This window comes from Paenibacillus sp. FSL H8-0283 (assembly GCF_045040675.1).
GTDB lineage: Bacteria > Bacillota > Bacilli > Paenibacillales > Paenibacillaceae > Paenibacillus > Paenibacillus amylolyticus.
In genome coordinates, this window is sequence record NZ_CP150295.1 from 5,975,762 (window position 1) to 5,990,941 (window position 15,180).

Genomic DNA, 15,180 nt, shown 5'->3' on the forward strand with positions numbered 1-15,180 from the left:
TTACGAATACAGCCATACGCGCATTAAGGATAACAATTGATCTGTCTGGATCGGTTTTTTCACATAATCAGATGCTCCAGCCTCAATACATTTGCCGCGATCCTCTTTCATGGCTTTGGCCGTAAGCGCAATAATCGGCAACTTTTCAAACTGCGGGATCTGTCTGATTCGTGTCATCGCTTCATAACCGTCCATCTCTGGCATCATCATATCCATCAGTACCAGATCAAATTCCGGATTTTTGTCTAAAATCTCCAAAGCCTCTCGGCCGTTCTCAGCAAACGTCACATCCATCCGATAGCCTTCAAGAACACTTGAAAGGGCAAATACGTTACGAATATCGTCATCTACAAGTAATATTTTCTTGCCTTCAAACAACGTTTCTTTGTTGTGTAGTTTCTGTAAGATTCGACGCTTGTCTTCCGGCAAATTCGCTTCTACCCGATGCAGGAACAAAGTGGTCTCATCCAGCAAACGTTCCGGTGACTTCACATCTTTGATAATGATGGATTCCGCATATTTGCGCAGCTTCATTTCTTCCTTGGAATCTAGTTCTTTGCCTGTATAAATTATAATCGGCAGATCGTTCAGATATTCATCATCGCGAATCTGATCGAGCAACTCAAACCCGGTCATATCCGTTAACATCAGATCCAGTACCATGCAGTCATAACGCTGGCTGTGTAATTCATTCAATGCCTCACTACCTGTCGATACAGCGGTGATTGCAACATCATCATGACCAATCAATTCAATAATGGCTTTACGCTGAATTTCGTCATCTTCGACGATCAACAGTCGTTTCAATTGATTCTCAGTATATGATTTGATATGCGAGAATGCTTTATCCAGTGAATCCTTGCTCGAAGGTTTTTTCAGATACGCAATGGCACCCATCATCAGACCTTGCTTCATATCATCAATGACTGAAATCACATGAACCGGAATGTGGCGTGTTGCCGAACTGCTCTTCAGCTCGCCCAGAATGGTCCAACCATCCATCACCGGCAATTGAATATCCAGGATAATGGCATCCGGCAAATATTGACGTGCCATTTCAAGTCCTTTATCACCTTGAAGGGCAACAAGTGCTTTGAATCCTCTTCCTCTCGCCATATCCATCAAAATATGTGCAAAGTTCACGTCATCCTCAATGATGAGGAGGATTTTGTCACCTTCCATCAGATTCTCCCGATCATCTTCGATCTGCGTGACATCTGGAGTATGGGAAGGAGAAAGATCTGTACCCACGCTACGCTCCGGATCAGGAGAGAGTATGGACTGATGACTTGAAAGCATGGTCCGTGCTTCGATGGACTTTTCATAAAGATCCTCTGAGGAAACAGCCGCTTCTCTTGAAGCACCTTCCTCCGCCAAGGCTTCCTCTTCATGATTATCCGGCAGGTATAAGGTAAAGCAGCTACCTTCTCCCTCGGATGATTCCACCTGTATTGCACCACCAAGCAAACGTGCCAATTCCCTGCTAATGGACAATCCCAGACCAGTTCCACCGTATTTCCGACTTGTGGTCCCGTCTACTTGCTGGAACGCTTCAAAGATCAGATCCGTCTTGTCCGATGGAATACCAATGCCGGTGTCTTTTACACTGAATCCGAGATATTCCTGATTGGTGTTCATATAACCCGGCAGTTCTTCCGGTTTCATCCGTCGTCCAATTAGACTAACCGAACCTCGATTGGTGAACTTAAATGCGTTCGACAACAAATTCCGTAAAATCTGTTTGACGCGATGGCTGTCGGTGTACACCCATTCCGGTAGATCGCTGTCGAAATCAATATTCAAGTTCAGTTCCTTTTTGTTCGCCATCGGTCCAAAGTTCTGCTGAACAAAGCTGGTCAGCTCTTCCATTCGTACGGTCTCATAATTGATATCCATCTTACCTGCGTCCACCTTGGACAGATCCAGAATCTCATCAATCATCTTCAGCAGATCCGCGCCCGACATGTAGATGGTTTGCGCATATTCCTGCTGTTTGTCAGTCAGATTTCCACCTTTGTTCTCAGACAATAACTGGGACAATATGAGCAGACTGTTCAATGGTGTACGGAGTTCATGTGACATATTCGCTAAAAATTCGGACTTGTACTTGCTTGTCATCGACAGCTGTGTAGCTTGCTGTTCCAACTGTGTCTTCGTTTTCTCAATTTCGTCATTTTTCTCTTCAACTTCACGCACCTGCTCTTCAAGCGCCCGCGTCTTGGCAATGAGTTCCGTATTAAAATGTTCCAGTTCTTCCTGCTGACGCTGTAGCAACTCCTCAGATCGTTTAAGCGCCTCTGTCTGCTCCTCCAGATTCTCATTGGAACGACGAAGTTCTTCTTGCTGTGTCTGCAATTCTTCCGATTGAACCTGCAGTTCCTCAGTCAGTGCCTGGGATTCACGTAGCAGCTCCTCCACACGCAAACGACGTCGAACGTTGTTCAAAATTACGCCCAGGTTCATAATCAGTTGTGTGAATAACTGCTTGTGCAGTTCATTGAAACCTTCAAAGGAAGCCACTTCAACTACACCAATCAGTTCATCTTCAAACACGACAGGATAGATCATGATACCCGCAGCACGTGTTGAGCCTGAAGCTGAACCAATATGCACGTAATCTTCGGGCGTATTTTCCAGAATAATCGGTGTCATATCCAGCGCGGCTTGACCAATCAGGCCTTCCCCGATGCGATACATTTCCTTACCAACATCTTCGTTCTCTTCAAATGCGTATGCACCGTAACGTCTCAGTTCGTCGGGATGTTTCTCCTCATCGATCAGATAGACGACACCCAACTGAGCACCAAGCACAGGTGTGAACTCACTGATAAACATCTGTGAAATTTGGCGAATGGAGCCAATCCCCCGAAGCAGCTCCGGGACTCTTGCGATGTTCGAACTCATCCAGTTTTGATCCTGCTGAGCCTGCACATAAGCCCTCTCGATCTCCAGTTTTTCTTCCAGATCACTGGATACATCTTTGAACACACTGGCAATCTGACCAATCTCATCGGTTGATTTGACCTGTATGCGCCGAATGGTTCGGTAACGCCCTTTACCAAAGCTGGTAATCATCATAGATACAGTGTTCAGACCCCGTGTAATACTCGGCAGCACCCACAGAATGACACCCAATGCAAGCAACAACCCGGCAATCATGATACTTATCGTGATCTGTACTGCTCTCGTATACGCTTCGTTAGCGTTCTTGATCTCAGCATCAATCTCTTGGTCCTGATAACGTGAAAGAGCATTCAAACTATCCACAGTTTCTTTTTGCACCGCGAGTCCTGTTGAATTGCGGTAGTTATTCGCATCTTCTACCCGGTTTTGGGACATCAGGTTGATCTGTCTCGTTGCATAAGATGTATAAGCGGTCCACGCCGTATTCACACGATCCACCAGTTGATGTTCAGGTGCACTGTCTGCCCGGTTTCTCACTTCTGCGAGGTAACCATCCCCCCGATCCTTCATCTCCTTCAGGTCACCCTCAGCAGCATTAATCGAATTGTTCGGATTCAATAACAAGTTAGCCAGCACTTTGGCAATATCATTGACCTCTCCACGTGCAGCAGAAGTGAACCTTACTTTGAGATAACGTTCCTGATACATCTGATCAATCTGTTGATTACTGCTGTTTAACCGTTCATAACTCACAAACGTGAGCACGATCAAAATGGCCATCAGAGCGGTAAAACCAATCAGCAGTTTATTCCTGATCTTCATTCATCCCCCGCCCCTTTATTCAAAGTAATCCAGACCAGACATTTATCATCATCCCGCTCTTGGGGAATTTCGTCGTCAAAAAACATGGCCTGCATAGCAGCTTCATTCCACTGATGTGAGCCAGTCAGTTTTTCGATCAGGAATTCATGTTGTTCTTCCTGCCCGCCCTGAACAGCTTCCAATAATCCATCCGTATAGAGTGCAATATGCCCGTCACCCTCATAATGGATCGTTTGTGGTTCAATATCCATCTTGTCAAATAAACCAACAGGACAGCAGACGCTGTCAAATGTGGTGACACTGCCGTCGTTTCGGAAAAATAAAGCAGGTGGATGCCCCGCATTAACATAATCAATACGTTTCATCCGTGTATCAACGACCAAATAAATTGCCGTGAAATAATACTGCACCAATTGTTTTTCCAGATGGAGCTGGTTAAAACGACGGTTCAACTCCTGAATGACCTTCTCTGGATCCACATAAGTGGTAACCGTATCTTTTAACACAGAAGCGATAAACATGGTAAACAGGGATGAAGATATCCCGTGTCCCATCATGTCGAGCAGCAGTACTCCGTAACGGCCTTCCCCAAGGGGGTACCAAGAATACAGATCACCCGCAAGCTCAAAGGATGGTTTATAGATGGCATGCACTTGGAACAACGGGTCCCTAATTGCCGGACTTAATACAGCATTTTGGACCATCGCTGCCAACTTGAGCTCATCCTGAATACGTTGATCACGCTCTTTATGCCAATCCTTCTCCTGTTTCAAACGAAGTGCGAGTCGAATTCTGGCCATCAGTTCGACTTTATTAATCGGCTTGGTCACATAATCAGATGCACCAGCATCCAATGCTTCGGCAAGTTTCTTGGAGTCTCCGATGGCAGTCACCATAATAATCGGTATATCCTTCAGATTCTCAAATTTCTGCACAATACTGCAGGCTTCGATACCGTCCATCTCAGGCATCATCATATCTAGCAAAATCAGGTCAATATCCGACGGTCTTGGACGAAGTTCGTTGCTTTCCTCCCCAATTCCTAACACTTCAAACATTTCCATGGCGGAACTCGCCGTTACAATGTCACGATAGTTTTCTTTTTTCAGAATTTCTCGAATGATAATGACATTCGTCGGATTGTCGTCAACAATAAGTATTCTCATTGATATCTCCTTATCTGTGGCGTCCGGGTTTGTCGATTCTTATTAGGTTAAAACAAACGTTGATTATACAAATTTTGCATACAAAACGGCAGTAGACATAATAATTCCTAGTATAACTATAATCGTAAAAACAAAAAACTTCTATCAGTAAATGGCACCATCGTAGGGGAATATCCCCGCGACTCACCCTGTTTTTGCAGCGTCCTGATCCCGCTTCCAAACTTGCAAAAACATAGATAAGGAATGGGGGTTTCCCCATTCCTTATCTATGTTTTTGATTAAGCATTTTACATAAATGATTCAGAAGCTTGTCCATGTTCAGCAAACTTCAACTTATCGAGTTAATCTTTCTTTTTAGCAATAACGAGTACTTTACCTTTGTCGAGTTCACTCTCGTAGAAATCCGCTTCGGCTTCGGTAAAGCCCATCGATACAATTTTGGCCCGGAGTTCATCACCACGTGAGCGGAACAGATTCGCCAAGGAATCAAATACGCCCTCTTCCTTTATGCCAATTTCTTTGGCATCTGCTGTATCGGCAATTCGATCTGTACGATCCTTCTCATGGGCGAGAACAAAGATTTGATCAGCAAGGTATCCGGTAATCTGCAATTCTTTCACCGCTTCTACCGCCTGGACTCCGTTTTCTACCACTTTTGCATAAGCTTGCTCATTGGTTGAATTCATCGTTTCCACTCTCCTCTGATTTAATCTTCTGTATCGAGCTACTTAGTATATAACCATACTATATGGGTTTGAAACGATTTGGTAATAACCAATCCTAGGAAACTGTGTCATCAAAAAGATCAATGCCTTCAATCTGATGAGAGCCTGACTTCATATATACCTTCAGAGCCTGGTCTCCACGGAGAAACACTTCTCCGTCCTCTGCCACATAATAAGGTTTCCCTAGAGCATGATGGATCGCTTCAATATTCATCTCAATTCTCTTTCCGTTTAACATGATGTGATTCTCAGATGCATCGATATGCACATATTGAATGACATCCGTATCTTCACACAAGCCAACCTTCACATCATGAAAGTGATATTCAGGACACCCCAGATAAGGATCTTCCTGCTTATACCCCGGCTGGCCCTTCTTGGCCAACAAATCATCCATGGTGTCATCCAGAGAAATGCCATTCAGAGTCCGAAAATGCTGGAAAGTCTCGGATCGATCAACAGCCAGAGTTACCTCTGACGCCTTCTCTTCCATTGCCGTCCATTGCATATCGTGAGCAGCGGGTACCGCTGCCGGTTGAACGGAAAAGGGAGAAATTACGCTAAACATCACAAGCAGTAGTTTCATCATGATTCTCACCCTTTCATCAGGTTCATCACCGCTCTGAAGGCTTCTTCATGGGTTACAAAGCGGTCATGTTACTTGCGCATCCGTTGCCATACATTCGCTGCAACATCAATATACTTCATCCAGTTTTTCCCGCCCTTAGCTTCACCATTATATGTAGCTTCATAGGATTGCAGGGTACGATCCGTTGATGTAGCAGGCGGTGCAGTTACATGAACCGCTTCAGCATGCTTGGTCTGTTCAGCGTTGTTACGTTTGGTCTGAAATTTCGCCATCAGCGTTGTGGAGACTTGTTTGGCTGCTGCCGTCACTTCATTCAACACTTCTCCCAGATTCTCAACAGATTCCATAACAGGATCAATTTTTTTCATTTTGTGTTGTACATCCACCGTAATATCATTGGCATGTCTTACCGTCTGCTTCACTTCATAACTAAGTTCGTCAATGGTTTTCTGTACCTCCTGCAATGTCTGTGAGACATTGTCCAAAGAACCCTGAGCGGATTTCAAGGTACGAATTAAAAAGAATACCAGTACTGCAAATGCCACTGCAATCAGGGCCACGCTAATTTGATAGATCATAGAAGAACCTCTCTTTCCATATGTGCATCAGTTTGTTATTGCTATAGTTACCCGGCGATTTCCCGGACGAAACAATATGATATATCCCTTCATATATGCCTTCGCTTGGAAAAAAAACCAATGTTTCAAGCGGTTAGCACTCGGTTAAAGTTAGACTACACAAGGCGGTGAGGTGAACACAACTCACTCCACAATCAATTATACGAAAGGATGAATACTTATGTTGAAATGGTCTGTATTATTTCTAATTATTGCACTGGTAGCAGGTATTTTTGGATTCTTCGGTATTGTTGAAGCAGCTGCTTCAATCGCGAAAGTACTCTTCTTCATCTTTGTTGTACTGTTCGTAATCTCCCTGATTACGGGACGTAGCCGAATGCGATAACCTCAGGCTCTGATATGACTGAGTGTTTACTAAACGATTACATACAAAAGCCGATCGTGCTCCCAAGCCGATTGGCTTTTGTGCGTTCAGGCATAGGTCAACTTTTCTATATTATGTATTGCACTCCCTTCTGCTTTATTCCAATCCGCTCTCGTATGAATCCCAAAAAAAACAGGACCTTTTTGAGATAGCCAACCCGGTTTTATCCCACTGAAGTATGATATTTACAGGCTTGCTATATACCCACATATGAGCCAGTTGACACTGGAGAATGCAAGAAAATATTGTTATAATTTGTGATTCATAAGGGTGCTTGCTTGGTTACTTGTAATCAGGACAACATTTTACATACCTACCGAGGAGGAAAAACAAAATGAAAAAAATCGTAAGTTTTGCCGCTGCTTTAACGTTGATGGGTTCGATGGCTGCCGCTGCGGGTGCGGAGGAAGCGGTTACTGGAACGGTAAATCCGGAAACAGGAACTGAGGCTACAACAACACCATCGACCACAACAACTCCGGCTGTTGAAGTGAACAAACCTGCTGTAGAAACAGTAGAAGGTACTGCTGAGACTGTAACAGGTACAACAGTAGACACTACAGGTGCAGAAGGTACTTCAACTACAACTGAAACGCCAGCTACGACTACAGATGACAAAATGTTTGAAGAGCCACTCGTAAAACCAGGTGATGAAGTACTGGCACCAACGATGTTGCTGAACCTTCTGGAGCGCACTTGGTTCTATGATGCACCTAACGGTAAACCAATCGGTGCATTAGGTTCCCAAGTCATCGATACAACAGGTGAAGTGGTTGATGGATTCGATGGCGGCGAGTGGGTACAAGTATACACTTGGAAAGGCAAAGCGTGGATCCACGTTGCCATTCAATAACATCGTATAATCGTTCTAACGATAAGTAAAGAGGACAGCACGCACAATCGCGGCTGTCCTCTTTTCATTTTCCAAGATGTTCACTCCCTGTTCAAGGGTTCCTTGTGACTTCTTCCGTCTTTGGTTCCACATGTACATGTACATGCATGATGTTATGCGATCGCTTCAACCGCTCTTCAACACGGTCACAGATCTGATGGCCTTCAATCAAGCTTAGGCCTCCGTCCACTTCAATGACTACATCCACAAGTACATGACTGCCGTGCACACGTGCCTTCACGTCCTTGATCATCTCAACACCGGGAACGCGTGCTACGGAGGATCTGAGATCCGTCAGTTCCTTCTGGTCAAATCCGTCGGTAAGACGATGTGTAGAATCCCGAAAAATCTCCCAAGCCGTTTTGCAGATCAACAGACCTACAGCAATGGCAGCTACTTTATCCAGCCATGGAAGTCCAAACTGCGCACCTATAATTCCAATTGCAGCGCCTATGCTGACCCAGGCATCGGAACGATTATCTTTCGCCGCAGCCATCAGAGCCTGACTATTAATTTGTTTTGCCAGACGGTGATTGTAACGGTACACGCCTAACATCACCACAGCACAGACTACAGCCACCGCTGCCGCCCACAGGTTTGGAGCAACAAAGGCTCCTTCATACCAGGAGCGAACGGCTTCAACCAATACTTGCAGCCCAACCATAGCCATAATAAATGAAGCTACCAAAGCAGCAACCGTCTCCGCTCTAAAATGACCATAGGCATGATCCGAATCAGGTGGTTTCTGGGAGATCCGAAGCCCAATCAGTACAGCAATGGATGCTACAATATCTGTAAGGTTATTAAAACCATCGGCCAGCAAGGCGCTGGAAGCAAATAAATATCCACAGATCAGCTTAAAAGCGGACAAGACGAGATAGGCTACGATACTAACCCAAGCCCCTCGCTCCCCTTTTCGAATTTCTTCATAAGCGTTCAAACCGGGCGACACCCCTTTAACGTTTCGTATTACGGTTTTTCCATGTTACCAAATGCGGAGCGTGTGGGTCTACAGAAACAGTGTTGCCAGGTTGCATTGCTGTAGGCAAGCCGAAACAAAGTTGCCAGACGGCAGGGCTGTAGTTATTGAGAAAAAATGTTGGCCTGGGTAAAACCAAAGGTTTTGAGCATTTTATCAGGTTGCCCTTGTGGGGCTTTTATAAAACGTATAAAATAGGTACATCCCGTCCAATCTGGACGGCTCACTGTAAGACCGGGAGGGAAATAACGATGAGCGAAAATAACGAACCGAAAAAGGTCAGTTTGCAGGATGCTATACGCCAAAAACTGGCGCAAAAGAAAGAACAAGCAAATTCTGGTAACCAATCCAGCGCCTACTTTGAAGGCGGACCTAAAGCGATGAAGAGTCAAAACAACAAAAAGCCTAACAACCAACGGCGCCGTACTGGTGGATCTTAGGTCTTAAAGCCGCCGAGAAACCATTGAATTACAAAAAGAACCGCAAGCCCTCTTCACAGAGGCTTGCGGTTCTTTGGTGTTCCTATAATCATGTGCCGCAGATGATGCTTAGATTAAGCTTCTACCGGATACATTTTATTGCGCAGTTCTTTGATTTCATCACTTTCCAGATATTCGTCATAGCTCATTTGGCGATCGATGATGCCTGTTGGCGTAATTTCGATAATCCGGTTAGCAATCGTTTGGATGAACTGATGGTCATGGGATGTAAACAGCATTGTGCCGTCAAAGTCAATCATACCGTTATTCAGTGCTGTGATGGATTCAAGATCCAAGTGGTTCGTTGGCTCATCCAGAATCAGTGCGTTTGCACCTGTCTGCATCATTTTTGCCAGCATACAACGAACCTTCTCCCCCCCGGAGAGTACGCTAGCCTTCTTCTGGGACTCCTCACCGGAGAACAGCATACGGCCCAAGAATCCACGCAGATACGTTTCATCCTGATCTTTCGAATACTGACGGAGCCAATCCACGAGAGTCATGTCTACACCGTCAAAATACTGAGAGTTGTCTTTCGGGAAATAAGCCTGAGTCGTCGTTATACCCCAAGTATATTCGCCGCTATCTGCTTCGGTTTCACCCATGAGAATATCAAATAACAGTGATTTGGCATTTCCGTTCGGGCCAACAAATGCAATTTTGTCACCTTTGTTCACCACAAAGCTCACATCATTCAACATTTTCACACCATCGATGGATTTGTCAATACGATCTACCGTCAGCAATTGTTTACCTGCTTCACGTTCAGGCTTGAAGTTGATAAACGGGTATTTACGGTTGGATGGACGAAGGTCATCCAATGTGATTTTGTCGAGTGTTTTCTTCCGGGAAGTCGCCTGTTTGGACTTCGAAGCGTTCGCAGAGAAACGTTGAATAAAGGCTTGCAGCTCTTTAATCTTCTCTTCTTTTTTCTTGTTGGCATCCCGCTGCAGAGCAAGTGCCAATTGGCTGGACTCATACCAGAAGTCATAGTTACCTACGTACATCTGGATTTTACCGAAGTCAATATCTGCGATATGCGTACATACCTTGTTCAGGAAGTGACGGTCATGGGATACCACAATAACGGTACCTTCATAATCCATCAGGAAGTTCTCCAGCCATTGAATGGATTCGAGGTCCAAGTGGTTGGTAGGCTCATCGAGCAACAGGTTGTTTGGACGGCCAAACAACGCTTGTGCCAGCAATACACGGACTTTTTCGTTTCCGCTCAGCTCTATCATTTTTTTGTCATGCATGTCACGTACAATGCCAAGACCGATCAGGAGCGCCGCTGCATCTGGTTCAGCATCCCAGCCGTTTTGCTCAGCGAATTCCCCTTCAAGCTCACCTGCACGCAAACCGTCTTCTTCTGTGAAGTCTGCCTTCGCATACAAAGCATCCTTCTCTTTCATGATGGAATACAGACGAGCGTGACCCATAATGACCGTTTCGAGAACCGGATACTCATCATATTCAAAGTGGTTTTGCTTCAAAACGGCCATACGTTCGCCCGGGGTGATGTGCACCTCTCCCGAGTTGGCTTCAATCTCACCAGACAAAATTTTCAAGAATGTTGATTTACCGGCTCCGTTGGCGCCGATGAGGCCGTAACAGTTTCCTGGTGTGAATTTGATATTTACATCTTCAAAAAGTGCACGTTTTCCGTAGCGGAGCGTGATGCCGCTTGTACTGATCATTAAGCATACCATCCTTTATTGGTTAATCTGCATACTGCATGAATAGCAAGTTGCGTAAATCATGGATTCAATATCCCGATGCCTATTCTGGCACCATATTATAACACAAAAAAGCGGCAAATTCGAAAATTGGCCGCTTTTTACTTATTAAAGATTTGGTAAATGTACTGTTCATGCAGGCATATCCCTACATTAACATATTTGGCTCACTTTTGTTAGCCCTGTTTACCTTCCTCGTGATGAATGCGGAGTGTTTCGCCATGACCAAGCACCCGAATCCGCTCTTTACCAATGCCTAAACGTTCACGTTCAACTTCCAGCCGATCCAGCGCTTCCTTGGGCGTATCATCCGCCAGCTTGAATGTGCCGTAATGCATTGGCACCATGAGCTGTGAGCCGGATTCAACGAACCCCTGCAGCGCTTCTTCGGGTGTCACATGCTGAGAAGTCATGAACCATTCCGGATCGTAGGCACCGATGGGCATCAGGGTAACCCCAATGTCAAAGCGTTCTCCAATCGTTTTGAAACCCTGGAAGTAACCTGTATCACCCACAAAATACAACACAGGCGGACCGCCGGATGTTTTGGATGTTTCGTCCTTCCCTGATTCCGTGGATGATTCATCCTGATTGTTCGTTGTTGTAGCACTTTCCACTGCTGAATTCGTTGCCGAATGATTCGATTCCAATACATAACCGCCCCAATGAGACGTATTGGTATCAAACAACGTTCGGCGCGTCCAGTGCTGTGCAGGAACAAAAGTTATTTTGACTCCGCCAAGTGTCATATGATCCCACCATTTCATCTCCTGGCATCGATGGAATCCTTTGCGAATCATCTTGCGTTTTAGACCATCGGGTACGATGAGCAACGTCTTGGCTGTAATCAGCTTACGCAAGGAAGCCAGATGCAGATGATCATAGTGGGAATGGGATATCAGAATCACATCCAACGGTGGAATATCCTGAATCGGAATGCCGGGGGCACCGAGCCTTCGTTGAAATCCCATTTTTTCGGCCCACACCGGGTCAGTCACGATGTTCAATCCATAATATTGAATGAAAAACGTGGAGTGTCCAATCCAGGTAATACTTGTGTCATCCCGGTTGGCATGCAGATAATCCAGTTCAGGCGGGTGTTTGGGCACGGTGTAGGTGTAGTCCTTCACTTTGCTCCGCCGTTGCTCCCTCCATTGTTTGAATTCCTTCAGCGTTTTGTCCGTACTTACATTATCGATATTGTTATAACGGATTTTCGGCATGAAAGGGCCCTCCTCCCTTCCTCATTTCTTAACAACAGATTACCCCAAACGGGAATGGACGTACCAACCAATCAATCCTTTGGGTTCTTATATACGGCCAGATATATAAACAGAAAGACAATAGCAGCCGCAATGATCAGTGGAGGGGCGTACATAATGGTGAATGTCTCAAAAAAGCTCAATCCGGTTATACCGGGTATCCCCGTGACTCCCTCAGTAGATAGTGGATCCAGCAAGGGAGTCATGAGTAAGAACATGTTTGGGTGCATGAACAGACTCATCCTTTCTTTTTACCAGAATTACCGCGCACATAATTGGCATCAAACAGGAACAGCTTCATAATCAGCACAAGCGAAGGAATGAGCACGAGTAACCCCAGACTAAACGCTGTAATGAGCGCAATCCCCATCGTGCGATTCGTAAAGCCGTCGTAAATATTGATGTAAGGATACAATATGTACGGAAGGTGAGATCGCCCGTAACCATACCAGGCAAAGGCAAACTGAAGCATGACAGCAACAAAACACCAACCCAGATATTTACTTTTCCACACCAGCGACACAGCAATGACAAAACAAATAAACGAAGCGATGAACATCCACGAAATATTTACCATCTGCTCAAAGTGTTCGGGATTCTGTTTGTTAATCTGCAGAAAAGCCAGAAAGCTTGCAAAAATGGTAGGCAAACTCCAGAGTAGCGCGTACTCTCGAAGCACCTCATATGCCGGCTCATCCCCCGCCCGTTTTGCATAATAGGAAAGAAACATCGCCGAGATGTACAGCACACTAACCAGTGCAAGCAAAACAACCGACCAGGTATAGGGATTCGTCAAAAATTCACGCCAGCGAAAAAACACCTGATCGCCCACCTCTTCAATGATCCCGCCTTCGGATATCGCCAAAATGGTGGAAAATACCGCCGGAATCAGCAATCCCGTCGCCCCGTACAATGCCATATAGATCCGGCTGTTCTGCCCATGATTGCCATAGGTATTGTAGGCGTAATACACGCCCCGGATCGCAAGCAGTACAATGGCCAAGGAACCTGGAACCAGCAAAGCCGTCCCGTAATAAAAGGCGCTGTCCGGATAAAACCCGACCAGTCCGACCACAAAAAAGATCAAAAATACATTCGTCACTTCCCACACAGGAGACAGGTAGCGCTGAATGATGTTATGAATTTTGTTCTCATGCCCGGTCAAAATGCTATAAAAGCTGAAGAACCCGGCGCCAAAATCAATCGACGCAACGATCAAGTAACCGAACAAAAACGTCCACAATATTGCGATGCCTGCAATTTCGAAACTCAATGCACGATCCCTCCTTCAAGCCCCAGAGACTCTAGTTCCTTCTCTGCTTCCTTGTTGCGGAACAGCTTGCTGAGTACCCGAATGCACGAGAAACACAGGATCAGATACAGCAAGATGAACAACACTAACATCCATCCTACCGAAGTTGACGTCGTGGCCGCTTCCGCCACCTTCATATATCCGCGTAAGATCCAAGGCTGCCTGCCCACTTCAGCGAACATCCACCCCAACTCGATCGCAATCATGGCCAGAGGCCCCAGCAAGACGATGCCAAGCAACAGCCATTTGGGGTATGGCTTACGCCCTGGCAACCAGCGCCGCAATACATATAACACAGGAATCATCAGGATGATTACTCCCGTTGTGACCTTCAGGTCGAACATATAATGAATGGACAGTGGTGGCCTCAGATCCGCCGGAAATTCTTCGAGACCTTTCACTTCCGTATCGGGACGATTCCCCGCCAAAATGCTAAGTGCATAGGGAATCTCAATCGCGTATTTCACTTCATTGTTCTCATCCAAAATCCCCCCATAAACGAGCGGTGCCTCTTTCATCGTCTTGAAATGCCATTCTGCGGCAGCCAACTTCTCCGGCTGATATTTCGCAAGAAATTTACCGGAGGAATCGCCGATCATGACGGTACTGATGGCAAATACGAGCGCAGATACCGTCGTGAGTTTCAGTGCTTTTTTGTAATACACATGATCCCGTCCCCGAAGTAAACTGAAAGCGGCTATCCCCGCCAGAATACCTGCACTCAAGGTGTAGGAAGAAGCGAGTACATGGGACACTTTGGTTGGCGTTGCCGGATTCAACATGGCAGCAATCGGATGAATGTCTTTCATGATGCCATTAATCAGGGTGAATCCCTGAGGCTGGTTCATGAAGGAGTTCACCGTTGTAATGAAGATCGCAGATGCAGAAGAACCGAGAGCTACCGGAATCAACAGCAGCATATGCGTATATTTCTTTTTGAAACGATCCCACGTATAGAGGTAAATTCCAAGAAAGATCGCCTCTATAAAAAAGGCAAACGTCTCCATGAACAGCGGCAGGGCGATTGCCTGACCCGCTACCCGCATAAACATCGGCCACAGCAGACTGAGCTGTAATCCGATCGAGGTGCCTGTAACGACGCCAACAGCAACGGTGATGACAAAACCTCGCGCCCACCGGCGTGCCAGCAAGGTGTAATGCATATCATTGGTTCGTAGTCCTCGCCACTCGGCCAAGGCAATCATAAGTGGCACGCCTACACCAATAGAGGCAAAAATAATGTGTACAAACAGGGTAAGACCGGTTAGTATCCGGCTGAGCAAAACAGGGTCCAGGGATGACATGGTTA

Annotated in this window: 14 protein-coding genes; 3 read left to right on the forward strand and 11 right to left on the reverse strand. The window is 45.8% G+C overall.

The window, feature by feature from the left end; all coding sequences use genetic code 11:
* From MHI52_RS26495 to MHI52_RS26515, 5 genes are all read right to left on the reverse strand, one after another.
* Positions 1–3,726 (reverse strand): response regulator, encoded by a 3,726-nt coding sequence (locus MHI52_RS26495; protein ID WP_076253594.1) that lies wholly within the window; start codon positions 3,724–3,726, stop codon positions 1–3.
* Entirely contained in the window at positions 3,723–4,892 is a 1,170-nt protein-coding gene (locus tag MHI52_RS26500; protein ID WP_036606980.1) for a PP2C family protein-serine/threonine phosphatase, read from the reverse strand. Before MHI52_RS26500 ends, MHI52_RS26495 begins: the two co-directional genes overlap by 4 nt.
* A 341-nt stretch (positions 4,893–5,233) precedes the next feature.
* The gene (locus MHI52_RS26505) at positions 5,234–5,578 is read right to left on the reverse strand and encodes a general stress protein (RefSeq protein WP_017692267.1); all 345 of its coding nucleotides are present in this window, start codon (positions 5,576–5,578) and stop codon (positions 5,234–5,236) included.
* Positions 5,579–5,672: 94 nt separating this feature from the next.
* Positions 5,673–6,206, reverse strand: a complete 534-nt coding sequence (locus MHI52_RS26510; RefSeq protein WP_036668006.1) for a hypothetical protein — start codon at positions 6,204–6,206, stop codon at positions 5,673–5,675.
* A gap of 68 nt (positions 6,207–6,274) precedes the next feature.
* A complete protein-coding gene (locus tag MHI52_RS26515; protein WP_036668007.1) occupies positions 6,275–6,784 on the reverse strand; it encodes a DUF948 domain-containing protein in 510 nt (169 codons plus the stop codon).
* A gap of 220 nt (positions 6,785–7,004) precedes the next feature.
* On the opposite strand from MHI52_RS26515, the gene MHI52_RS26520 reads away from it, so the two are divergent.
* Both MHI52_RS26520 and MHI52_RS26525 read left to right on the forward strand, forming a co-directional pair.
* Positions 7,005–7,169, forward strand: coding sequence for a DUF1328 domain-containing protein (locus MHI52_RS26520; protein ID WP_017692264.1), 165 nt, complete (start codon positions 7,005–7,007; stop codon positions 7,167–7,169).
* Between the two features lie 373 nt (positions 7,170–7,542).
* The gene (locus MHI52_RS26525) at positions 7,543–8,061 is read left to right on the forward strand and encodes a hypothetical protein (RefSeq protein ID WP_051447019.1); all 519 of its coding nucleotides are present in this window, start codon (positions 7,543–7,545) and stop codon (positions 8,059–8,061) included.
* A 91-nt stretch (positions 8,062–8,152) separates the two neighbouring features.
* Here the strand turns inward: MHI52_RS26525 and MHI52_RS26530 are convergent, their stop codons facing one another.
* A complete protein-coding gene (locus tag MHI52_RS26530; RefSeq protein WP_036606974.1) occupies positions 8,153–9,040 on the reverse strand; it encodes a cation diffusion facilitator family transporter in 888 nt (295 codons plus the stop codon).
* A gap of 290 nt (positions 9,041–9,330) precedes the next feature.
* Here MHI52_RS26530 and MHI52_RS26535 point away from each other — a divergent pair, with 290 nt between their 5' ends.
* Complete coding sequence (locus MHI52_RS26535; protein WP_017692261.1) at positions 9,331–9,519, forward strand: hypothetical protein; 189 nt, start codon at positions 9,331–9,333, stop codon at positions 9,517–9,519.
* Positions 9,520–9,632: 113 nt separating this feature from the next.
* Here the strand turns inward: MHI52_RS26535 and MHI52_RS26540 are convergent, their stop codons facing one another.
* The 5 genes from MHI52_RS26540 to MHI52_RS26560 all read right to left on the reverse strand — a co-directional run bounded on the left by MHI52_RS26540 (position 9,633) and on the right by MHI52_RS26560 (position 15,175).
* On the reverse strand, positions 9,633–11,258 hold the full coding sequence (locus tag MHI52_RS26540; protein WP_036668008.1) for an ABC-F family ATP-binding cassette domain-containing protein: 1,626 nt from the start codon (positions 11,256–11,258) through the stop codon (positions 9,633–9,635).
* A 215-nt stretch (positions 11,259–11,473) separates the two neighbouring features.
* Positions 11,474–12,520, reverse strand: a complete 1,047-nt coding sequence (locus MHI52_RS26545; RefSeq protein WP_405157947.1) for an MBL fold metallo-hydrolase — start codon at positions 12,518–12,520, stop codon at positions 11,474–11,476.
* Between the two features lie 71 nt (positions 12,521–12,591).
* Entirely contained in the window at positions 12,592–12,765 is a 174-nt protein-coding gene (gene cydS, locus MHI52_RS26550; RefSeq protein ID WP_405157948.1) for a cytochrome bd oxidase small subunit CydS, read from the reverse strand.
* 32 nt (positions 12,766–12,797) lie between these two features.
* Positions 12,798–13,832, reverse strand: coding sequence for a cytochrome d ubiquinol oxidase subunit II (locus MHI52_RS26555; protein WP_036668011.1), 1,035 nt, complete (start codon positions 13,830–13,832; stop codon positions 12,798–12,800).
* The gene (locus MHI52_RS26560; protein ID WP_036606964.1) at positions 13,829–15,175 is read right to left on the reverse strand and encodes a cytochrome ubiquinol oxidase subunit I; all 1,347 of its coding nucleotides are present in this window, start codon (positions 15,173–15,175) and stop codon (positions 13,829–13,831) included. Before MHI52_RS26560 ends, MHI52_RS26555 begins: the two co-directional genes overlap by 4 nt.
* Positions 15,176–15,180 lie beyond the last annotated feature (5 nt).